At 67.6% G+C, this 20,382-nt stretch carries 18 protein-coding genes; 12 read left to right on the top strand and 6 right to left on the bottom strand.

The features are described 5' to 3' along the window. Positions 1-9: 9 nt before the first annotated feature. Positions 10-819, bottom strand: a complete 810-nt coding sequence (locus tag IEW24_RS09545; RefSeq protein WP_188577852.1) for an ABC transporter ATP-binding protein — start codon at positions 817-819, stop codon at positions 10-12. A 7-nt stretch (positions 820-826) separates the two neighbouring features. Further along, positions 827-1,954, bottom strand: a complete 1,128-nt coding sequence (locus tag IEW24_RS09540) for an MlaE family lipid ABC transporter permease subunit (RefSeq protein ID WP_188577849.1) — start codon at positions 1,952-1,954, stop codon at positions 827-829. Between the two features lie 161 nt (positions 1,955-2,115). On the opposite strand from IEW24_RS09540, the gene dgcA reads away from it, so the two are divergent. Beyond that, positions 2,116-3,093, top strand: a complete 978-nt coding sequence (gene dgcA / locus IEW24_RS09535; protein ID WP_188577847.1) for an N-acetyl-D-Glu racemase DgcA — start codon at positions 2,116-2,118, stop codon at positions 3,091-3,093. On the opposite strand, the gene IEW24_RS09530 is transcribed toward dgcA, so the two are convergent. Beyond that, positions 3,063-4,226: an MFS transporter gene (locus tag IEW24_RS09530; protein WP_188577845.1), complete on the bottom strand. Its 1,164-nt coding sequence runs from the start codon at positions 4,224-4,226 to the stop codon at positions 3,063-3,065. The two genes, dgcA and IEW24_RS09530, sit on opposite strands and share 31 nt — an antisense overlap. Before the next feature lie 64 nt (positions 4,227-4,290). Continuing rightward, positions 4,291-5,052, bottom strand: a complete 762-nt coding sequence (tpiA, locus tag IEW24_RS09525; protein WP_188577844.1) for a triose-phosphate isomerase — start codon at positions 5,050-5,052, stop codon at positions 4,291-4,293. Positions 5,053-5,289: 237 nt separating this feature from the next. On the opposite strand from tpiA, the gene IEW24_RS09520 reads away from it, so the two are divergent. From IEW24_RS09520 to lexA, 9 genes are all read left to right on the top strand, one after another. Then, positions 5,290-7,182, top strand: a complete 1,893-nt coding sequence (locus tag IEW24_RS09520) for a peptidyl-prolyl cis-trans isomerase (RefSeq protein ID WP_188577841.1) — start codon at positions 5,290-5,292, stop codon at positions 7,180-7,182. Positions 7,183-7,193: 11 nt separating this feature from the next. Further along, entirely contained in the window at positions 7,194-8,705 is a 1,512-nt protein-coding gene (gene trpE / locus IEW24_RS09515) for an anthranilate synthase component I (RefSeq protein WP_188577839.1), read from the top strand. 140 nt (positions 8,706-8,845) lie between these two features. Further along, complete coding sequence (locus IEW24_RS09510; RefSeq protein WP_188577837.1) at positions 8,846-9,448, top strand: anthranilate synthase component II; 603 nt, start codon at positions 8,846-8,848, stop codon at positions 9,446-9,448. 6 nt (positions 9,449-9,454) lie between these two features. Next, entirely contained in the window at positions 9,455-10,489 is a 1,035-nt protein-coding gene (gene trpD / locus IEW24_RS09505; protein ID WP_188577835.1) for an anthranilate phosphoribosyltransferase, read from the top strand. Beyond that, positions 10,486-11,277: an indole-3-glycerol phosphate synthase TrpC gene (gene trpC, locus IEW24_RS09500; protein WP_188577832.1), complete on the top strand. Its 792-nt coding sequence runs from the start codon at positions 10,486-10,488 to the stop codon at positions 11,275-11,277. Before trpD ends, trpC begins: the two co-directional genes overlap by 4 nt. Positions 11,278-11,353: 76 nt before the next feature. Then, positions 11,354-11,794 (top strand): DUF2147 domain-containing protein, encoded by a 441-nt coding sequence (locus IEW24_RS09495; protein WP_188577830.1) that lies wholly within the window; start codon positions 11,354-11,356, stop codon positions 11,792-11,794. Continuing rightward, positions 11,794-12,273 (top strand): cyclic pyranopterin monophosphate synthase MoaC, encoded by a 480-nt coding sequence (moaC, locus tag IEW24_RS09490; protein WP_188577828.1) that lies wholly within the window; start codon positions 11,794-11,796, stop codon positions 12,271-12,273. Before IEW24_RS09495 ends, moaC begins: the two co-directional genes overlap by 1 nt. Position 12,274: 1 nt before the next feature. Further along, on the top strand, positions 12,275-13,510 hold the full coding sequence (locus IEW24_RS09485) for a molybdopterin molybdotransferase MoeA (protein WP_188577826.1): 1,236 nt from the start codon (positions 12,275-12,277) through the stop codon (positions 13,508-13,510). 154 nt (positions 13,511-13,664) lie between these two features. Beyond that, the gene (gene lexA / locus IEW24_RS09480) at positions 13,665-14,375 is read left to right on the top strand and encodes a transcriptional repressor LexA (RefSeq protein ID WP_188577824.1); all 711 of its coding nucleotides are present in this window, start codon (positions 13,665-13,667) and stop codon (positions 14,373-14,375) included. Between the two features lie 79 nt (positions 14,376-14,454). Here lexA and IEW24_RS09475 read toward each other — a convergent pair whose 3' ends face one another. Further along, a complete protein-coding gene (locus IEW24_RS09475) occupies positions 14,455-17,097 on the bottom strand; it encodes a ComEC/Rec2 family competence protein (protein ID WP_188577822.1) in 2,643 nt (880 codons plus the stop codon). Positions 17,098-17,352: 255 nt separating this feature from the next. Here IEW24_RS09475 and gltX point away from each other — a divergent pair, with 255 nt between their 5' ends. Together gltX and IEW24_RS28985 are read left to right on the top strand one after the other, a co-directional pair. Next, a complete protein-coding gene (gene gltX / locus IEW24_RS09470) occupies positions 17,353-18,768 on the top strand; it encodes a glutamate--tRNA ligase (RefSeq protein ID WP_188577820.1) in 1,416 nt (471 codons plus the stop codon). A gap of 12 nt (positions 18,769-18,780) precedes the next feature. Continuing rightward, complete coding sequence (locus IEW24_RS28985) at positions 18,781-19,080, top strand: sulfurtransferase TusA family protein (protein WP_188577818.1); 300 nt, start codon at positions 18,781-18,783, stop codon at positions 19,078-19,080. 36 nt (positions 19,081-19,116) lie between these two features. Here the strand turns inward: IEW24_RS28985 and IEW24_RS09460 are convergent, their stop codons facing one another. Then, positions 19,117-20,283, bottom strand: a complete 1,167-nt coding sequence (locus tag IEW24_RS09460) for a M20 aminoacylase family protein (protein ID WP_188577815.1) — start codon at positions 20,281-20,283, stop codon at positions 19,117-19,119. Positions 20,284-20,382: the final 99 nt, after the last annotated feature.

Below are 20,382 nucleotides of genomic sequence, written 5' to 3'. Positions count from 1 at the left end.
TCTCCTGCCTTAGCGCGCCGACTGTACCGCCCGGGCGCGGGCGCCATGAAAATAGGCACGCAGCCAGGGATGCTGCGCTTCCATCATCGTCTCGATCGTCCCCTGCGCGATCACCTTGCCCTCTCCGAGAGCGGCGATGCGATCACACACGGTATGCAGACTGTCCAGATCGTGCGTTACCATGAAAACCGTCAGCCCCAAAGTCTGCTGGAGCGTGCGGATCAGTTCGTCGAAATCGCCCGCGCCGATCGGATCGAGGCCCGAAGTCGGCTCATCAAGGAAGACGATCTCCGGATCGAGGGCCAGCGCGCGGGCAAGCGCGGCGCGCTTGATCATGCCGCCGGACAGTTCGGACGGCAGCTTTTCCGCCACGTCCGGCTTCAGCCCGACCATCTCGATCTTGGCGAATGCGATCTCGTCCATCATGCGCTGGGAGAGACGCAGGGTCTCGCGCAGCGGGAACTGGATATTCTGCTTAACGGTGAGCGAGGAGAACAGCGCGCCCTGCTGGAACAGCACGCCCCAGCGGCGTTCCAGCGCCGAGCGCTCACGTTCGCTCAGGTGGTCCAGATCCTGGCCGAACACCTCCACCGTGCCCGACTGCTTCGGCACCAGCCCGAGGATGGTGCGGGTCAGCACCGACTTGCCGCCGCCCGAGGTACCGACAAAGCCGAGAATCTCGCCCCGGTAAACGTCGAGGTTGAGGTGATTGAGAATGGTGCGCTCGCCGAAGCTCACCACGATGTCGCGCACGCTGATGATCACATCGCGGCTGATCTGCCGGCGGCGGGGCTGTGCGTTCTGATCCGTGACGTTCATGGCCGCCTCACATGTCGATGGAGGCGAAGAAGATGGCGAACAGACCGTCCACCACGATCACCAGAAAGATGGATTTGACCACCGAGGCGGTGGTGTGGGTGCCGAGCGATTCGGCGCTGCCGCCCACACGCAGACCTTCCATGCAGCCCACCACGCCGATGATCGCCGCCATGAACGGCGCCTTGATCATGCCGACCTCGAACTGCGCCAGCGTGATGGCGTCCTTCAGCCGGGTCATGAACACGTCTGGCTGGATGCCGCCGTAGAACCAGGCCACGAGGCCGCCGCCCACCAGCGCCGACATCGAGCCGATGAAGGTGAGGAGCGGCAGGGCGATGATGAGCGCGATCATGCGCGGCACCACCAGCACCTCGATGGGATCGAAGCCCATCACCCGCAGCGCGTCCACTTCCTCGCGCATGCGCATGGAGCCGAGCTCGGCGGTGTAGGCGCTGCCGGAGCGGCCGGCGATCATGATGGAGACGATGAGCACGCCCAGCTCGCGCAGCACGAGCACGCCGACCATGTCCACCACATAGATGTCGGCGCCGAAGCGGCGGAAATTGAAGATGCCCTGCTGGGCGATGATGCAGCCGATCAGGAAGGTGATCAGCAGGATGATCGGCACCGCCCGGAAGCCCACGCGATCCAGCTGGTTCACCATCGAGGTGAACCGGAACGAGCGCGGCCGCGCCATCATGCGCCCGAAGGCCGCCACCACCGCACCGATGAAGTTGAGCATCGCGATGGCGTCTTCGGCGATGTTCACCATCTCGCGACCGACGCGCTCGAACACGCCCACGGTCGCCCGTTCGGGCGGGGGCGGCTCGCGGCCTGTACGGGTCATCTCTTCGATGAGGACGGTGTAGGAGGGGTTCAGCCCCACCACCTGCGGCTCGACGCCTTCCTTCTGCCAGACGCGGCGCAGGCGCTCCAGAAGCAGGGCGCCGAACGTATCCATCTTCTGGACGTCGGAGAGGTCGATCTCCACGTGGCGGGCGCCGGCATAGGCCACGCACTGGCGGTTCACCGCCTGCTCCAGATCGTCGGCGCATTCCGAGGTCCAGGCGCCATGGCCTTCCACACGCACGGTGTCGCCATCGGCATGGACGTCGAGAAGCGGGGAATCGGCCACACGGGTCTCCGGCGGTGGGCTCTCGCCAGACGGCGAACCTTGATCATGCTCATACCCGCCCGGCCCCCTTCCGTCGAGATGTTACAGAGGCTTGCGCCCGAACGCCCACTGACGGAAAGGTGCGGAAGGCTTTCCGCCCCCAGCCCTTCGCGAGTCCCAGCATGCCTAAACTATCAGTCAGCGTCGAAAGGTTCCCGATCGCAGGCACCTTTACCATCGCGCGCGGCTCGAAAACGGAAGCTGTTGTCGTGATGGCACAGCTGAGCGCGGGCGATGCCGTGGGGCGGGGCGAATGCGTGCCTTATGCCCGTTACGGCGAAACCGTCGAGGAAACGGTCGCGACGCTGGAGCGGCTGGCCGGTGCAGTGGCCGGCGGCCTCGACCGCGCGGCCCTTCAGAGCGCCCTTCCGGCGGGTGCCGCGCGCAACGCCCTTGATTGCGCCTTCTGGGACCTGGAGGCCAAGGCCACGAACCGGCGCGTTGCCGAGCGCATCGGCCTGCCCACGCCGAAATCCGTCATCACCGCCTATACCCTCAGCCTCGATTCGCCGGAGGCCATGGCCAAGGCCGCCCGCGCCGCCAATCGCCCCCTGCTCAAGCTGAAACTCGGCGCGGAAGGTGATGCCGAACGCCTCGCGGCCATCCACGCTGCCGCGCCGCAGTCCCGGCTCATCGTCGACGCCAATGAAGGTTGGACCGACGAGACCGTGGCCGCCCGCATGGCCGTCTGCGCGGCGGCGGGCGTCGAGCTGATCGAGCAGCCCCTGCCCGCCGGTAACGATGGCATTCTCGCACGCATCCCCCGGCCGGTTCCCGTCTGCGCCGACGAGAGCGTGCATGACCGCGCGGGGCTGGCTGCCCTGAGGGATCGCTATGACGCGGTGAACATCAAGCTGGACAAGACCGGCGGCCTCACCGAGGCACTGGCGCTGGCGCAGGAGGCGCGGACGCACGGCTTCCGGATCATGGTGGGCTGCATGCTGGCCTCTTCGCTGGCCATGGCCCCGGCCATTCTGCTGGCGCAGGATGCGGAGGTGGTTGACCTCGACGGCCCGTTGCTGCTGGCCCGCGACCGCAGCCCAGGCCTGCGCTACGAGGGAGCCCTGGCCTATCCGCCCGCCCCTGAACTCTGGGGCTGAAGCCGGGCGGACAGGAACGCCGCGCACAGGCCCGCCAGTCCCAGCACGGCCGACAGCAGGAAGGACCCGGTTCCGAAAGCCGAGAACAGCGGACCCGCCACGACGCTCGCCGCTGCCATGGCGAGGCTGACGGCCCATCCTGCCAGCGACTGCATGGTGGCGGCGCGGTGCTCCGGCACGGCGCGGGCCACCAGTTCCACGAGGCCAAGATAGGTCGCACCGAAGGTCAGGCCGTGCAGCAATTGCAGTGGCACCAGCAGAACAAGCGGCGGATCGAGACTGAGGAGGCTGAACCGCACCAGCGCCGCCCCTCCGCCCGCCGCCAGCAGCAGGGCCGGGGGCAGGCGCCGCAGCACGCGGGTGCCGAAATGGAACAGCACGACCTCGGACACCACGCCGGTTGCCCAGAGACAGCCGATGACACCCAGCGAATAGCCCTGCGCCTGCCAGTTCAGGGAGCCGAAGGCATAGAGCGGCGCGTGGCTCGCCTGCGCCAATGCCGCCGCCACGATGCCGGCGATCAGCGCGGCCCGCGCACGCGGCAGCGCGAGATGGGCAGAGGCGACCGGGAGCGCGCGCGGCAGTTCGGGCAAAAGGAGGCAGGTGATGAGCAAGGCGGCAAGACCCAGCAGAAGCAGTGCCATGGTCGCATTCTGCCCGGCTTGCGCGATCACGACACCGCCTGCCAGATTGGCGATAATGAAGGCCACCGAGCCCCACAGGCGGCTGCGGCCATAATCCACCCGCCCCGCCCGCGCCTGCCGGGTGGCATAGGCATCGAGCAGTTGGAACGTGGGGTTCCAGAACAGCGCTATGATGCCGAGCAGGATGAAGATGGCCAGCGTGCTGCGCATGAAGGCCATCACGCTCATCAGCACCACTGCGACAGCGGCGAGGGTCGCGAGGACGGCCTTCGGCTTGCCGAGCCAGTCCGAGAGCACGCCGAGCAAAGGCGTTGCCAGCAGACGGGTGACGAGGGGAATCGCGAGCGCCGTGCCGATCTCGGTGGGCGTCAGGCCTCGTGCCGCCAGCCACAGCGAGAAGAAAGGCATGTTGATGCCCTGCGCGAAGAACAGCGCGGCATAGGCGGAGCCGAGCGCGATCCGCACCGGCCGATTGCCGTCAGCCGTCATCTCGCTCTCGTTCCTCTCGTATGGGAGGAGCCGCGCTGAAGCGCACAGCCCCGCAGGCTCAGGCTCAGGGGCAGGCGCGGGCGATGGCGAGGAAGTCAGTGGCCTTCAGGCTTGCTCCGCCCACCAGCGCCCCGTCCACATTGGCCGCGCCCAGCAGGGCGGCCGCATTGTCCGGCTTCACCGAGCCGCCGTAGAGGATGCGCATGGCCTGCCCGGCCTCGCCGAAGCGCTCCACCAGCACGGCGCGCACCAGCGAATGCACTTCCGCCACGTCTTCCGGCGTCGGCACGAGGCCGGTACCGATGGCCCAGATGGGCTCATAGGCCACCACGAGATTGGTCGGCGTGGCCCCGTCGGGAATGGAGGCCGTCACCTGCCCGCCCACCACATCGAGATGCTCACCCGCCTTGCGCTGCGCCTCGCTCTCGCCCACGCAGACGATGGCGGTGAGGCCGGAGCGCCAGGCCGCTTCTGCCTTGGCGCGGACGATGGCATCGCTCTCGTTGTGATCGGCGCGGCGCTCGGAATGACCGACAATGACCATGGTGGCGCCGGCATCGGCCAGCATCTCGGCCGAGACGTCTCCGGTGTGGGCGCCCGAGGCCTTCACGTGGCAATCCTGCCCGCCGATGGCGAGCTGGCTGGTGCCGACGCTGTCCGCGGCCAGCGCCACGAGTGTGGCGGGCGGGCAGATCAGCAGGTCCACACGGGCCGAGATGCTGTCGTCACAGGCGCGGGCAATGGCCTCGATCTCGCCGATGGACGCCTTAAGCCCGTTCATCTTCCAGTTTCCGGCGACGAGGGGGCGGCGAACGGCGGCGGTCATCAGCATCTCCAGCGTAAAGTTGGCCACGGGTTAGCAGAGCACCGCGTGCGTCGCAAACGAGGAGCGCAGGTTTGGAGGTGTTATGAGGTCGCGGAGGATCGGCACCCGGATCTTGAACGCAGGGATCTTGGACACAGATGGCCCGACCTGCGCCGTTGCAGCGGCGAGGCCCCCTCCCTATGATGCGCGCCTTCTGCGCCGGGGCCTGCCCGTCGCGTTCTCGAACCAGACCGAACGATGGTACTTCAGAATCTCCGCAAGGGCGCATCCGGCCTGATCGCCAAGGTCTTTCTCCTCGTGCTGATGGTCAGCTTCGTCCTTTGGGGCATTTCTGGCGTTTTCACTGGTTCGAGCTCCACCACGGTCGCGACCGTGGGCAATACGGACGTGTCGGCAGATGCCTTCCGCCAGCGCTATCTGGATCGGATCCAGTCGCTGGGCCGCCAGTCCGGGCGGGGAATCACCCAGGAGCAGGCGCGCGCGTTCGGTCTCGATCGCCAGATCCTCAGCCAGATGATCACCGAGGCGACGCTCGACGACTCGGCGCGGGTGCTCGGCCTGTCCATGGCGGATGCCGACATCGTGCAGGCCATCCACGCCAATCAGGATTTCTGGCCGCAGGGCGCCAGTGCCTTTGACCCGGCCTATTTCGCCCGGCTGCTGCAGTCGAACAATCTCACCGAGCAGCGTTTCCTCGCCGAGGAGCGCAAGCGCGTGCTGCGTCAGCAACTGGTCGAATCGCTCGGCGGCGGCGTCACCGTGCCCGGCGCGCTCACCTCTGCCGTGCAGCGCTACGAGGACGAACAGCGCACCGTCTCCTATCTGGACGTGACCTCCGGCGCGACGACGGCCGGCCCTGCCCCCACCGAGGAGCAGCTCAAGGCCTATTACGAGACCCACAAGGCGGCGTTCCGCGCCCCCGAATATCGCAAGCTGAACCTGCTGGTCCTCACCCCCGCCACGCTCGCCCCCTGGGTGCAGGTGTCTGATGCGGACCTGAAGGCGGCCTATGAGCGCAACGCTGGCCGCTTCGGCACGCCGGAGCAGCGCGAGGTGCAGCAGATCGTATTCCCCAATCAGGCGGATGCGGTTGCGGCGCTGGAGAAGATCAAGGCCGGGACGCCCTTCGCGGACATCGCCGCCTCGCGCGGCCTCACCGCCAAGGACACCGATCTCGGGCTGGTGGCGAAGTCCGGCATTCTCGACCCCAAGGTCGCCGACGCGGCTTTCGCGCTTGCTGCCGACGGCACGTCCGATCCCATCCAGGGTCGCTTCGGCTATGCCCTCGTGCATGTGACGAAGGTGGTGCCCGCCACCCAGAAGCCGCTGGAGGAAGTCTCGGCCGGCCTGCGGCAGCAGCTGGTGCTGGAGCGTGCCCGTCGCGAGCTCATGGACAAGCATGACGCCATCGAGGACGAGCGCAATTCCGGCGCCACCATTGCCGAGACCGCCCAGAAGGTGGGCCTGTCGCTGGAAGAGATCGAGGCGGTGGATCGCTCCGGCCGCGACACCTCGGGCGCGGAGATCACCTCCATTCCCGACCGCGCCAATGTGCTCAGCGCCGCCTTCGCCAGCCGTCCCGGCACCGACAATGATCCGGTGCAGCTGCCCCAGAATGCCGGTTACATCTGGTACGACGTGACCGAGATCACGCCCTCTCGCGAACGCCCGTTCGACGAGGCGAAGGATCAGGTGGCTTCCCGCTGGGCCGAGGATGAAGTGGCCAAGGCTGTGGATGCCAAGGCCAAGGCGCTGCTGGCCGAGCTTCAGGGTGGCAAGCCCATGGCCGATGTGGCGACCGCCAACAGCCTCGAAGTGAAGACCGCCACCTTCAAGCGCAGCCGCGCCGAGGGTGACTTCACAGCCGAAGCGCTGACGCAGGTGTTCAGCCTGCCCCAGTCGGGTTTTGGCATGGCCGCCGGCACCGGCAATGCCGAACAGCTGGTGTTCCAGGTCACGAAGATCGACGTGCCCGCAGGCGCCGTTGATCCGCGCATCGCCAGCCAGTTGCAGCAGCAGATCGAAAGCGACGTGATGCAGGCCTATCTGTCCGAGGTGCAGAAGACGCTGGGGCTGAAGGTCAACGAGCGGACCTTCCTGCAGGCCACCGGCGGCGCGGCGGTGAACTGAAGGCGAGCGACATGAGCGCACCCAGCCCTTTTGACGCCTTCGCCGCCCGTTATGCGCGCGGCGAGGCTCAGGTGGTGAGCACCACCCTGATCGCCGATCTGGAAACGCCGGTCTCGGCGTTTCTCAAGATCGCCGGTGATCGTCCAAACGCCTTCCTGCTGGAATCGGTGGAAGGCGGGGAGCAGCGCGGCCGCTATTCGATGATCGGGCTGGAGCCCGATCTGATCTGGCGCTCCAACGGCGAAACCGTCGAGATCAACCGTCAGCCGCAGCAGGACAAGGACGCCTTCGTGCCCTGCCCTGAAGCGCCGCTCAAGGCGCTGCGGACCCTGCTGGCCGAATCCGCCATTGAGCTGCCGGAAGGCTCCCCCCCCATGGCGGCGGGCGTGTTCGGGTATCTCGGCTATGACATGGTGCGCCAGATGGAGCGCCTGGGACCGGCCAAGGCCGATCCCATCGGCGTGCCGGAAGCCCTGCTCATCCGCCCGACCATCATGATCGTGTTCGATGCGGTGAAGGACGAGATCACGGCGGTCACGCCCGTGCGCCCCCGTGAGGGTGTGTCGGCCACCGCCGCCTTCGAAGCCGCTCTGACCCGGCTCGATGGCGTGACGGCGGCGCTGGAGCAGTCCATTGCCCATCCCGCGCCGGACCCGTTCCACGGTACGGTGGAGGCCACCTCCAACACCGAGCCCGCCGCCTTCTGTGAGATGGTGGAGAAGGCCAAGGAATACATTCGCGCGGGCGACATCTTCCAGGTTGTGCTGTCGCAGCGTTTCGAGAGCGACTTTACGCTGCCGCCCTTCGCCCTTTACCGGGCGCTGCGGCGCATCAATCCGGCGCCCTTCCTCGTGTACCTGAACTTCGAGGGCTTCTCGGTGGTCTGTTCCAGCCCCGAGATTCTGGTGCGACTGCGCAACAACAAGGTGACGATCCGTCCCATCGCCGGCACCCGCCGCCGGGGCGCCAGCCCCACCGAGGACGAAGCGCTGGCCACCGAACTGCTCGGCGATGCCAAGGAGCGTGCCGAGCATCTGATGCTGCTCGATCTCGGCCGCAACGACACCGGCCGCGTGTCCAGGATCGGCACCGTGAAGGTGACGGACAGCTTCTTCATCGAGCGCTACAGCCAGGTCATGCACATCGTCTCCAACGTGGAAGGCGAGCTGGACCCGCGCTTCGATGCGCTTGATGTGCTGGCGGCCGGCTTCCCTGCGGGCACCGTCTCCGGTGCGCCGAAGGTGCGGGCCATGCAGATCATCGACGAGCTGGAACGCGACAAGCGCGGCATCTATGCCGGCGCCATCGGCTATTTCGGTGCCAATGGCGAGATGGACACCTGCATCGTTCTGCGCACAGCCATCGTGAAGGATGGCCGCATGTATGTGCAGGCCGGGGCCGGCCTTGTCTATGACAGCGTGCCCGAGAGCGAGCATCAGGAGTGCATCAACAAGGCCAAGGCCCTGTTCCGGGCCGGCGAGGAGGCGGTGCGCTTCGCCGCCCGCGCGAGGCGCGGCCAATGACCCAGGCGGGGCTTCCCAGATCCGAGGGGCGATGGCGTGGCGCTTGACCCTGTGATCGCCGCTACGCTTTAAACCCGAAGGCAGCCCCGGCTTGAACCCGGCGCGCCGTCTGCCCGGATCCGCCGGGTGCTGGAGCCCCCATGACCGCCGTCACGCTGATCGATAATTACGACAGCTTCACCTACAACCTCTGGCACTATCTGGGCGAGCTCGGTGCCAAGGTAACGGTGTATCGCAACGACACGCGCGACGTGGCGAGCGTGCTGGGCGAGAAGCCCGACGCCATCGTCATCTCGCCCGGCCCCTGCTCGCCCACCGAGGCGGGCATCTGCTGCGATCTGATCGCCGCCGCCAGCGAAAGCGTGCCGCTGTTCGGCGTGTGCCTTGGCCATCAGGCCATTGGGCAGGTCTTCGGCGGCGAGGTGGTGCGTGCGCCCACCCCCATGCACGGCAAGATGTCCGAGATCCTGCACGAGGGCGGTTCCGTCTTCCGCGGGCTCAACCATTCCTTTCAGGCCACGCGCTATCATTCGCTGATCGTGGCGCGCGAAACGCTGCCCCCCGATCTGGAAATCACCGCCCATACGGCGGACGGCCTCATCATGGGCCTCGCCCACAAGACCCGCCCCGTGCATGGCGTGCAGTTCCATCCGGAAAGCATCGCCTCGGAGCACGGCCATGCGCTGCTGCGCAACTTCCTCGACATCGCCACGGCCTTCAATGCCGGCCGGCCCAAGGACTGACGCACCATGGAACGGCTTCGCCCCCTGCTGAACAAGGTCGCCACCGGCGCGGAACTCACCCGCGAGGAAGCCTCCTACGCCTTCGACAAGATGATGTCCGGCGAAACCACGCCCTCGCAGATGGGGGCCTTCCTCATGGGCCTGCGCGTGCGCGGCGAGACCGTGGACGAGATCGTCGGCGCCGTCTCCGTCATGCGCGCCAAGATGCTGCCCGTGGAGGCCCCGGCCGACGCGGTGGACGTGGTGGGCACCGGCGGTGATGCGTCGGGCTCCTACAACATCTCCACCTGCTCGGCTTTCGTGGTCGCGGGCGCCGGTGCGCCGGTCGCCAAGCACGGCAACCGCGCCCTCTCCTCCAAGTCCGGCGCGGCCGATGTGCTGATGGCGCTGGGCGTGCGCATCGACCTGGCGCCCGCCGCCATCTCCCGCTGCGTGGCGGAGACCGGCATCGGCTTCATGTTCGCGCCGTCCCATCACCCGGCCATGAAGCATGTGGGCCCGACCCGCGTGGAGATGGGCACCCGCACCATTTTCAACCTGCTCGGCCCGCTCTCCAACCCGGCCGGCGTCAAGCGTCAGATGGTGGGCGTGTTCGCCAAGACCTGGATCTCGCCGCTGGCCGAGGTGCTGAAGGCACTCGGCTCGGAGCGGGCGTGGGTCGTGCACGGTTCCGATGGTCTCGACGAGATCACCATCTCGGGCACCACGGCCGTGGCGAGCCTCGAGGATGGCCGCGTACATACCTTCGAGATCGCGCCCGAGGACGTGGGCCTCACCCGTGCCGCACCGGAGGCTTTGCGTGGCGGCGATGCGGCGCATAATGCGGAAGCCTTGCGCGCCGTTCTGGACGGTGCGCCGGGCGCCTATCGCGACGTGGCGTTGATGAATGCGGGCGCTGCCCTGCTCATCGGCGGCAAGGCCAAGTCGCTGAAAGACGGCGTGGACATGGCCCGCGCCAGCATCGACACCGGGGCAGCCAAGGCGCGCCTCGAACATCTCGCCCGCGTCTCCCAGGCGCTTGCCCCGCAGGTGGAAGCATGAGCGACATCCTCAGCCGCATCGAAATCTACAAGCGCGCGGAGATCGCCGCCGCCAAGGACGCACTCCCGCTGTCCGAGGTGGAGGCCGCAGCCCGCGAAGCCTCGCCCGTGCGCCCTTTCGGCGGGGCGCTGGAGGCCTCCATCGCCGCTGGTCGTACCGCGCTGATCGCCGAGATCAAGAAGGCCAGCCCGTCCAAGGGGCTCATCCGGCCCGACTTCGATCCGCCTGCGCTCGCGAAAGCCTATGAGGAGGGCGGGGCGACCTGTCTCTCCATCCTCACCGACACCCCCTCCTTCCAGGGGGCGCCGGAGTTCCTCGTCGCCGCTCGCGCCGAGGTGAGCCTGCCGGTGCTGCGCAAGGACTTCATGTACGACACCTATCAGGTGGCGGAAGCCCGCGCCTGGGGCGCCGACTGCATCCTCGTGATCCTGGCCGGCGTGGACGATGCGCTTGCCCTCGACCTCGTGGAGGCGGCCAAGTCGTACGGCATGGACTCGATCCTCGAAGTGCATGACGACGCCGAGCTGGAGCGCGCACTCGCGCTGCCTTCGCGTCTGGTGGGAATCAACAACCGCAACCTGCGCACCTTCGAGACCACGCTCGCCACCAGCGGACGGCTGGCGCCACGTGTGCCGAAGGACCGCATCGTTATCGGCGAGAGCGGCATTTTCACGCATTCGGACGTGCAGATGCTGGCGAAGGTCGGCATCGGCAGCATCCTCGTGGGCGAAAGCCTGATGCGGCAGGACGATGTGGCCGCCGCCACCCGGACACTGCTGGGCGACTGACGTTTCCCGCCTACCCGCGACTGGGCCATACTGCGCCGAGGCTGCCCGCAGAGGCGGCCAGCTGGGAGATACGAACATGGATTGCTCTGGTTTCGTCTCAAGGGCATTTGCGCCCGTTGCCGCCCTGGGCCTTTTCCTTGCCGCCGGCCCCGCGCTTGCGGCCGATGTGACAGGCCTGTGGGCGACCCCGGTCCATGGCGGACAGGTGGAGATTGCCAAGTGCGGTGCGTCGGTGTGCGGCCGCATTGTCACGTCCGATGGCATCAAGGCCGATCCCGGCCTGAAGGACACCAAGAATTCCGACGCCTCCAAGCGCGACCGCGCCCTGAAGGGCCAGCAGATCCTCGGCGGCTTCTCCGGCGGCCCCACGGAATGGAGCGGCGGGCAGATCTACAATGCCGAGGACGGCAAGACCTACAGCGCCTCCCTGACGCTGGATGGCGACAATACACTCAAGGTGCGGGGCTGCATCGTGGTGCCCCTGTGCCAGACCCAGACCTGGACCCGCGTGCGCTGATGACTGAACTGACCCACCTCGATTCCTCCGGCGCCGCTCGCATGGTGGATGTCTCGGAAAAACCCTCCACCAGCCGCGAGGCGCTGGCGGAAGGCGAGGTGGTGATGGCGCGGGAGACGCTGGAACTGATCCGCTCCGGCAATGCCAAGAAGGGCGACGTGCTCGGCGTCGCCCGCATCGCCGGCATCATGGCCTCCAAGCGCACCCATGAACTGATCCCCCTCTGCCACCCGCTGATGATCAGCAAGGTGGAAGTGGAGGTGACGCCGGACGACACCCTGCCCGGCCTGCGCGTGACCGCGCGGGTGAAGGTCGCCGGCCAGACCGGGGTGGAGATGGAGGCGCTCACTGCCGTCTCCGTCGCCTGCCTCACCATCTATGACATGGCCAAGGCCGCCGATCGCGGCATGCGGATCGGCAATATCCGTCTGCTGGAGAAGCAGGGCGGGCGGTCCGGCCACTGGCGCGCGGAGGCCTGACATGACTGCATCCGCAGCCGGAAAGCCCGGCCTCATGCCCGTGGCCGAGGCCCTTGCGCGCATCACCTCCGGCCTGACAGTGCTGGCCGCCGAGAACGTGGCGGTTGGCGACGCGGTGGGGCGCGTGCTGGCAGCGCCGGTGGCGGCACGCCGCAACCAGCCTTCCGCCGACATGTCGGCCATGGACGGTTACGCCATCAGGTTCGCCGACGCGCCCGAGCTTCCGGTCAGCCTGAAAGTGATCGGCGAATCAGCAGCGGGAAATCCGTTCTCCGGCGCCATCGCCACGGGCGAGGCGGTGCGTATCTTCACCGGCGCTCTGGTGCCCGATGGCGCCGATACCGTGGTGATCCAGGAGAACACCACGCGGGAGGGCGATGTCGTCACCCTCGTCTCCCACACGGCGCAGGGGCGCAACATCCGCAAGGCGGGTTTTGACTTCCGCACCGATGCTCAGCTTTTGCCTGCCGCCCGCCGCCTGAATGCCCGCGACATCATGCTCGCCGCCGCCGGCGATCATGCGACTCTTTCCGTCGCCCGCCGCCCCCGCGTGGGCATCATCCAGACCGGCGACGAACTGGTCTATCCCGGTCAGGGCACGGGATCGCTGGCCGATGTGGTGGTGTCCAACGTCTATGGCCTTGCGGCGTTGGCCCGCAGCGTGGGCGCCGAGGTGGTGGACCTCGGCCTCGTGCGCGACGGCATGGAGGAGACCCGTGCCGCCATCCGGCAGGCGGAAGACATGGGCATCGACGTGCTGGTGTCCTCCGGCGGCGCATCGGTGGGCGAGCATGACCTCATGGCCCCCGCGCTGAAGGCGGAAGGCGTCGATCTCGCCGTGCACAAGATCGCGCTGCGTCCGGGCAAGCCGCTGATGTTCGGTACCGGTCGCCGCATGCGGGCACTGGGCCTGCCCGGCAATCCGGTCTCGGCCTATGTCTGCGCCGTGCTGTTTCTGCTGCCCATCCTGCGCCGCATGCAGGGTGAAGAAGTGCCGCTGATGCCGACCCGTCCTGCGGTGCTGGGCGCTGCCATGGCTGCCAATGACATGCGCATGGATTTCATCCGCGCGCGCCTCGATTTCAGCGACGGCCTGCCCCGCGCGACCCCGCTGCCCACGCAGGACAGCAGCATGCTGTCAGCCCTCGCTCTGGCCGATTGCTTGCTGATTCGTCCCTCATTCGCCCCCGCCGCCGAGGCCGGCGCGCCCTGCGAGATCATTCCGTTCAACGGATAAGCGCGCGTTTACCTCGTGTTGAGGCTTGTGGAACAAAAAAGAAACAGCTACACCATGTTCGTGATTTGTTTCGCGGTCGGCGAGGCAGGTTTCGGACCGGACGGCGGTCGCCGCATGGGGCACGCGCTCCAGGGGCTGAGGGGCTGAACCACGCATGCTTACGCGCAAGCAATATGATCTTCTCCGCTTCATCCACGAGCGCCTGAAGGAGACCGGGGTTCCCCCCTCCTTCGACGAGATGAAAGAGGCGCTGGACCTGCGCTCCAAGTCAGGCATCCATCGCCTCATCACCGCTCTGGAAGAGCGCGGCTTCATCCGCCGCCTGCCGAACCGGGCCCGCGCGCTGGAAGTGGTGCGCTTGCCGGACAGTGCCGCGCCCGGCCTTGCCGCCCAGCGCAGCAGCGCGCGCGGCTTCTCGCCAAGCGTGATCGAGGGCAGCCTCGGCCGCGTCCGCCCGCCGGTGGAGGATGAGGAGATCGCCCCCACCGTGGCGGTTCCGGTCATGGGCCGCATCGCCGCGGGCTCGCCCATCTCTGCCATCCAGAGCCGTAGCCACACGCTGAACCTGCCGCCCGAAATGCTGGGCTCGGGCGAGCATTTCGCGTTGGAAGTGCGTGGCGACAGCATGATCGAGGCCGGCATTCTCGACGGCGACACGGTGCTCATCCGCAAGACCGAGACGGCGGAAACCGGCGACATCATCGTGGCGCTGGTGGATGACGAGGAAGCCACGCTGAAGCGGCTGCGTCGCAAGGGCGCCTCCATCGCGCTGGAAGCTGCCAATCCGGCCTATGAGACCCGCATCTTCGGCCCCGACCGGGTGCGCATTCAGGGCCGGCTCGTCGGCCTCATGCGGCGTTACTGACAGTTTTGCTCGGGCCCTTCGGGGCCCGATCTGCTTTTTGGGTGAGCGAAAATCCGTTGTCGGCTCGACAGCGGGAACGTCAAGGCGCGGTCAGCGCGTCTTCTGCTGCACGGATCCCGGCCCTTTCCGGCTCGTCCTGCTTCTCCGCGAGCGGCGGAAGGACCGGCATCCACGGGCGCTGGACACCGGGCGCGCGTGTCGGCACCACGCGCCAGAGGGACGTAAAGGGCGGTTCCCGACCGGGTGCAATGGCTGCTTCTGTCGATGTATTTCCGCGCCCACCCGGACGCCCGCCGGTCTGCCCGGAACGCGGACCGCCGGACAGTTCAGGCGTCCTGTCGGCTGAGGCAAGCGGCGCGGCGGGCCCGACCACCTGCCCCGATCCTGTGCCCAGCCATTCCTCAACCTTCCCCTGTCGTACAGCGCCATCAACCTCGGCGGCCAACGTCACCACCGGCTCCCGAGCGGCGCCCTCTCGCCTCAACGAGGCCCGGTGATCGGCCGCCATGCGGCGCGGCCGGCCGGTCAAAGGAGGCGGTTCAGGGGGAGAACTGTCAGCGGTTCCCGCCATTGCTGCGCCCCGCCCGCTCCGCTCATCCGGAACCGCCGGCGGGATTGGGTCGGCCAGATCTGGCTGGTGCGTTTCCACGTCTTCCGCCCGCCCCATGGGCCCCGGCTTCCCGCCCGCCGGCACGCTTTTGCTGTCCGGCCGCCGATACATGGCCAGCGTCCCCGTGCGCGCCAGCGCTTCGGGATAGAAGGCCTTGGCGGCGCAATCGGGCGGCGGCGGCCAGGGCGCGACCACGATGTCACCGGCTCCACATGCCGCCGGCAGGCCATCGGCCCGGCGCAGGAGGGTGAGATGCCCTCCGCCCCTCAGAGAGATCCGGCACCCGCGTGCATCGCAGAGGAAGCCGAGATCGAGATCCGGTGCATCCGCTTTGCGGACATCGGCCTCGCGTGACAGCCATTGCTCCACCATCAACCGGCCGCTGCCGGCCCCCGCCACCGACAGGCGCCCGTCGGCACCGCGCACCGCCACCGTCTGACCGTTCGGGGCAATCAGCACGTCAGGCCGTGGCGGCGGCCCCATCAGCAACAGCGCAACGACCGCAGGGATCACGGCCAATGCGCGCAGCCAGCCCCTCAGCAGGCATGGGCAAAGCAGGGCCAGCGTGAGCACACCCGCCGCCGCCGGTCCCACCCAGTCGGTACGCGCATCCGCGCCCGGCAAAGCGGCGACCAGATCCGACACTTTCACCATGAGGTCGATGCCGAGCCCCATCACCGGCCAGGCGATGAAGTCCCAGCCAAACGGCATCAGCAGTACGCCGAGCAGGCCGAAAGGCATCACGAGGAATTCTACCGCTGGCATGGCCGCCAGATTAGCCAGCAGCCCGTATAGGCCGAGACGCTGGAAATGCAGGGCTGCATAGGGTGCCGTGGCTGTTCCCGCCACCAGCGAGGTCAGTGACAAGGCAGCGAGGAACATCAGGCCGCGCGCCAGTGCGCGCCACATGAGGCTTCCCACCATGGGGCGTCCGCGCACGCGGCTCCAGTGCTCAAAGGCTGCCACCAGCGCCAGTGTCGCGGCAAAGGACATCTGCGTGCCGGGTTCCAGGATGGCTTCCGGCCCGAGGACCAGCACCAGAACCGCTGCCACTGCGACGGTGCGCAGGGTGAGTGCGGCGCGCCCGGCGAGAACCCCCACCAGAACAATGGCGAGCATGAAGAAGGACCGCTGGGCCGGCCAGTCGTTGCCGGATAGCAGCAGATAGATCCCGCTGCCGGCGAGTGCGGCCAGCGCCGCCATGGACTTGATGGGTGCCCCGAGCGCCAGCGGCGGAAAGGCCGCAAGGAGACCTCGCACGAGGAAGAACAGCGTGCCCGCCACCATGGCCATGTGCAAGCCGGAGATGGACAGCACATGGGTGAGGCCGGACACCCGCATGCTTTCTTCCACCTGTGGGGAAATAGCGGTGCGGTCGCCCACCACGAGTGCGACCGCGATGGCGGCGGCGGTGCCCTCCAGCGACTGGCGGATGCGGGTTCCCACACTCTGCCGCACCTGTTCGATGGCGGCGCCGAAGCGCACGCTGAACGGCGGCTCCCCCGGCGCCGCGATCAGCTTCGGCCGGCCGAGGCCGAACCCGACCGCGTCGATGCCCCGGAACCAGATGTTGCGGCCGAAATCGTAGCCGCCCGGCAATGCCGCCTCCATGGGCGGCAGCAGGCGCACCAGCATCTCCACCGGCGTGCCCGCCGCAGGTGCCGTGCCGCGCCCGAGCGAGATGCGAACGAGCTTCGGAACCACCTCCAGCCCCCGCCCCTCTGCCGAAGTAACGCGCAGCAGGACACGGTCCGCCGTCGCCCGCCGCTCCACCTGTTCGATGAAGCCGGTGAGCCGGACGGGCGTCGGTGGGGTGATGATCACGGGACGCGCGATGCTTGCCGTATGGACAGCGGCGAGCGCAAATCCGGCTGCGAGCGTGGCCAGGCCGAGCAGTACCGCGCAGGCGCGTGGCCGGGTTCGCGCGGCGAAGGCAACGCAGGCCATTACCCCGGCAAGACCGAGAGCGGCGGGGAGCGAGGGCTCCTGCTCCGCGCCGAAATAAAGCAGGATGCCGCAGCCGAGCAGGACCGGCAGCCACAGGATCAGCCGGCCGGATGCAACTTCGGCCGCCGCGTCGGTACGGATGGCATCGCGCAGACGGCCGAGCACGGCTCCGGGCCACAGCAAAGCAGGCAGGAAAGCGGGACGCGCAACGGCACCTCCGAGAACGCCCGCCACGGCGCCGGATGATCCGCGTTTTCCCGCCCCCCGGCGGTGCTCCATCGGCCGTGTTCCTTCAGCCCACGGCCTATGCTACACGGGCGCCGCCCGCGCGCTACGCTGGCGTGCCGATTGGCTTTGAGTCGCGTCCGCGCCCCGCCAGACGACGCGCCCCGCCCTACCTCGTATTCCGGCTTGATCCTGATGTCGCAGATCGTCACCCGCTTTGCTCCTTCCCCCACGGGCTTCCTGCACATCGGCGGCGCCCGCACGGCCCTGTTCAACTGGCTCTATGCCAAGGCCAAGGGCGGCAAGATGCTGCTGCGGATCGAGGATACCGACCGCCAGCGCTCCACGCCGGAAGCGATCGAGGCCATCATCGAGGGCCTGACCTGGCTCGGCATCGAGTGGGATGACGAGGTGATCTACCAGTTTTCCCGCGTCGCCCGGCATCAGGAGGCGGTGCAGGAGATGCTGGCACGGGGCAATGCCTATCCCTGCTATGCCACGCCGCAGGAACTGGACGAGATGCGCGAGCTGGCCCGCAAGGAAGGCCGCCCGCCGCGCTACGACGGCCGCTGGCGTGACCGCCCGGTGGCGGATCGCCCCACCGACCGCGATCCCGTCATCCGCCTGCGCGCCCCGCAGGAGGGCGTGACCGTGATCGAGGATCAGGTGCAGGGCACCGTGACCTTCCCGAACAAGGATCTGGACGATCTCGTCCTGCTGCGCTCGGACGGCACCCCCACCTACATGCTGGCGGTGGTGGTTGATGACCATGACATGGGCGTCACCAACATCATCCGTGGCGACGACCACCTCACCAACGCCGCGCGGCAGACGCAGATCTACAATGCGCTCGGCTGGGATGTGCCGCGCATGGCGCATATTCCGCTGATCCATGGGCCGGACGGTGCAAAGCTCTCCAAGCGCCACGGCGCGCTGGGCGTGGATGCCTATCGCGACATGGGCTACCTGCCCGCCGCGTTGCGCAACTATCTCGTTCGCCTCGGTTGGAGCCATGGCGATCAGGAGATCTTCTCCACGGAAGAAATGGTCGAGCTGTTCGATCTGGATCGCGTCGGCCGTTCCGCTGCCCGCTTCGATTTCCTGAAGCTGGAGAACATCAACGGCCAGTACATCCGTGCGTCCACCGACGACGAACTGTTCGACGCCTTGATGGGCCTCATTCCGCACCTTCCGGATGCCGAGCGCCGCCTCGCCCGCCTCACCGAGGAGCGCAAGGGCCAGCTGCGCGCGGCCCTGCCGGGGCTGAAGGAGCGCTCCAAGACCCTGACCGAACTGCTGGACGGGTCCGAGTTCATCTTCGCTGAGCGCCCTTTACCGCTGGAGGAAAAGGCGGCGGGCATTCTGACGGCTGATGCGAAGGCACATATCGCCGCATTGTTGCCGCAGTTGGAAATCGTGGAGTGGTCGGCCTCCGCGACCGAAAGCGTGGTCCGTTCCTATGCGGAAACCGCAGGTATCAAGCTCGGAGCGGTCGCCCAGCCATTGCGCGCCGCACTGACTGGGCGTACCACCTCGCCGCCCGTGTTCGACGTGTTCGCAGTTCTGGGTCGCGCGGAAAGCCTTGCCCGCCTGAAAGATCAGGCGGCCTGACAGGAGTCTTGAATGAAGGCAGCAACTGGCATTCTGGCCGGAATCACCCCCCACCGGCGTGCGCCCGTGGCCGATTCCGCGACCGGAGAGCTGCGTCTGGACCTTAAGGGCCTCAAATGCCCGATGCCCGCCTTGCGCACCCGCAAGGCGCTCTGTGCCGCCACCCCCGGCACCTGCCTCGTGGTGGAATGCACGGACCCCATGTCGGTGATCGACATTCCCCATCTCGCCGCCGAGACGGGCAACACTTTTGAAGGCCGCACGCTGGAAGACGGCGTGATCACCTTCCGTCTGCGCAAGACCAACGCCTGACCCGAAGGTCAGGCGTTCCGGAAATCGCTGAAGCGTTCAGAGCGGCATCGCGGTTTCCACGAGGCGCACCCAGTAGGACGTACCGAAGGGAATGGCCTCGTCATTGAAGTTGTAGTGCGGGTTATGCAGCCCCGCGCTCTGCCCGTTGCCCACGAAGATGAAGGCGCCGGGCCGCGCTTCCAGCATGAACGAGAAGTCTTCCGCGCCCATCATCGGGGCGATGTTGGTGTCCACCTTGTCGGTGCCGGCCACGTCCGCCGCCACCTTGGCCGCGAAAGCTGCCTGCTCGGCATGGTTCACCGTCACCGGATAGCCGTCGATCCACTTCAGCTGCGCGGTGGCGCCATAAGCGGAGGCGATGCCCTCCACGATGGCCGGCAGGCGCTCCTGCAGCATCTTGCGTACGGATGCCTTCAGCGTGCGGGCGGTGCCGGTGAGCTGGGCCGTAGCGGGAATGACATTCTCCACCGCGCCGGCATGGAACATGGTGATGGAGACCACAGCTGATTCCAGCGGGTCCACATTGCGCGCCACCACCTGCTGCAGCCCCATGACGATGGCCGAGCCCACCAGCACCGGATCCACGCCCTGATGCGGCTTGGCCGCATGGGCGCCGCGCCCGTCGATGAAGATTTCCAGCCGGTCGGTGGAGGCCATGATGGCGCCGGGCCGGAGCGCGAACTCGCCGAGCGGAATGCCCGGCTGGTTGTGCATGCCGTAGATCTCCTGCGGCTTGAAGCGCTCCAGCAGGCCATCCTCGATCATCACGCGCGCGCCGCCCTCGCCTTCCTCGGCGGGCTGGAAGATCAGCACGACGGTGCCGGCAAAGGCGCGGGTCTCCGCCAGATGGCGGGCGGCGCCGAGCAGCATGGCGGTGTGGCCGTCATGGCCACAGGCGTGCATCTTGCCCGTGTTCTGCGAGGCATAGGGCAGGCCGGTGTCTTCCAGGATCGGCAGAGCATCCATGTCGGCACGCAGGCCGATCACCTGCCCCTTGCCAGACGCCCGCCCCTTGATGACCGCCACCACGCCGCTGCGGCCGATGCCCGTCACCACTTCGTCGCAGCCGAAGGATTTCAGCTTCTCCGCCACATAAGCGGAGGTGCGCGGCAGATCGAACATGAGTTCGGGAAACGTATGCAGCTCCCGACGCCAAGTGGCGATCTCCTCGGCGGTCTCGGCAACGCGGTTCAGTACAGGCATCGAAAAACTCCTTCGCCGCGAAGAGTGGAATCGGGTGGACAGGCAGGTCAAGGGCTCATGCTGCGATGCACGCATCGTCAACCATGCTCGTGCCCGGAG

The organism is Azorhizobium oxalatiphilum (assembly GCF_014635325.1).
In the GTDB taxonomy this organism is placed as follows: Bacteria; Pseudomonadota; Alphaproteobacteria; order Rhizobiales; family Xanthobacteraceae; genus Azorhizobium; species Azorhizobium oxalatiphilum.
Note: the sequence above shows the minus strand (reverse complement) of the source record. Positions and strands in the feature narration are given on the sequence as shown.

Excerpts from the sequence above, each read along its gene's own strand:
- trpE (WP_188577839.1), top strand. The coding sequence starts at position 7,194 with ATGAGCGCACCCAGCCCTTTTGACGCCTTCGCCGCCCGTTATGCGCGC.
- moaC (WP_188577828.1), top strand. The coding sequence starts at position 11,794 with ATGACTGAACTGACCCACCTCGATTCCTCCGGCGCCGCTCGCATGGTG.
- IEW24_RS09460 (WP_188577815.1), bottom strand. The coding sequence starts at position 20,283 with ATGCCTGTACTGAACCGCGTTGCCGAGACCGCCGAGGAGATCGCCACT.
- trpD (WP_188577835.1), top strand. The coding sequence starts at position 9,455 with ATGGAACGGCTTCGCCCCCTGCTGAACAAGGTCGCCACCGGCGCGGAA.
- dgcA (WP_188577847.1), top strand. The coding sequence starts at position 2,116 with ATGCCTAAACTATCAGTCAGCGTCGAAAGGTTCCCGATCGCAGGCACC.
- lexA (WP_188577824.1), top strand. The coding sequence starts at position 13,665 with ATGCTTACGCGCAAGCAATATGATCTTCTCCGCTTCATCCACGAGCGC.
- IEW24_RS09510 (WP_188577837.1), top strand. The coding sequence starts at position 8,846 with ATGACCGCCGTCACGCTGATCGATAATTACGACAGCTTCACCTACAAC.
- IEW24_RS28985 (WP_188577818.1), top strand. The coding sequence starts at position 18,781 with ATGAAGGCAGCAACTGGCATTCTGGCCGGAATCACCCCCCACCGGCGT.
- IEW24_RS09530 (WP_188577845.1), bottom strand. The coding sequence starts at position 4,226 with ATGACGGCTGACGGCAATCGGCCGGTGCGGATCGCGCTCGGCTCCGCC.
- IEW24_RS09545 (WP_188577852.1), bottom strand. The coding sequence starts at position 819 with ATGAACGTCACGGATCAGAACGCACAGCCCCGCCGCCGGCAGATCAGC.
- IEW24_RS09485 (WP_188577826.1), top strand. The coding sequence starts at position 12,275 with ATGACTGCATCCGCAGCCGGAAAGCCCGGCCTCATGCCCGTGGCCGAG.
- trpC (WP_188577832.1), top strand. The coding sequence starts at position 10,486 with ATGAGCGACATCCTCAGCCGCATCGAAATCTACAAGCGCGCGGAGATC.
- gltX (WP_188577820.1), top strand. The coding sequence starts at position 17,353 with ATGTCGCAGATCGTCACCCGCTTTGCTCCTTCCCCCACGGGCTTCCTG.
- IEW24_RS09495 (WP_188577830.1), top strand. The coding sequence starts at position 11,354 with ATGGATTGCTCTGGTTTCGTCTCAAGGGCATTTGCGCCCGTTGCCGCC.
- IEW24_RS09520 (WP_188577841.1), top strand. The coding sequence starts at position 5,290 with ATGGTACTTCAGAATCTCCGCAAGGGCGCATCCGGCCTGATCGCCAAG.
- tpiA (WP_188577844.1), bottom strand. The coding sequence starts at position 5,052 with ATGACCGCCGCCGTTCGCCGCCCCCTCGTCGCCGGAAACTGGAAGATG.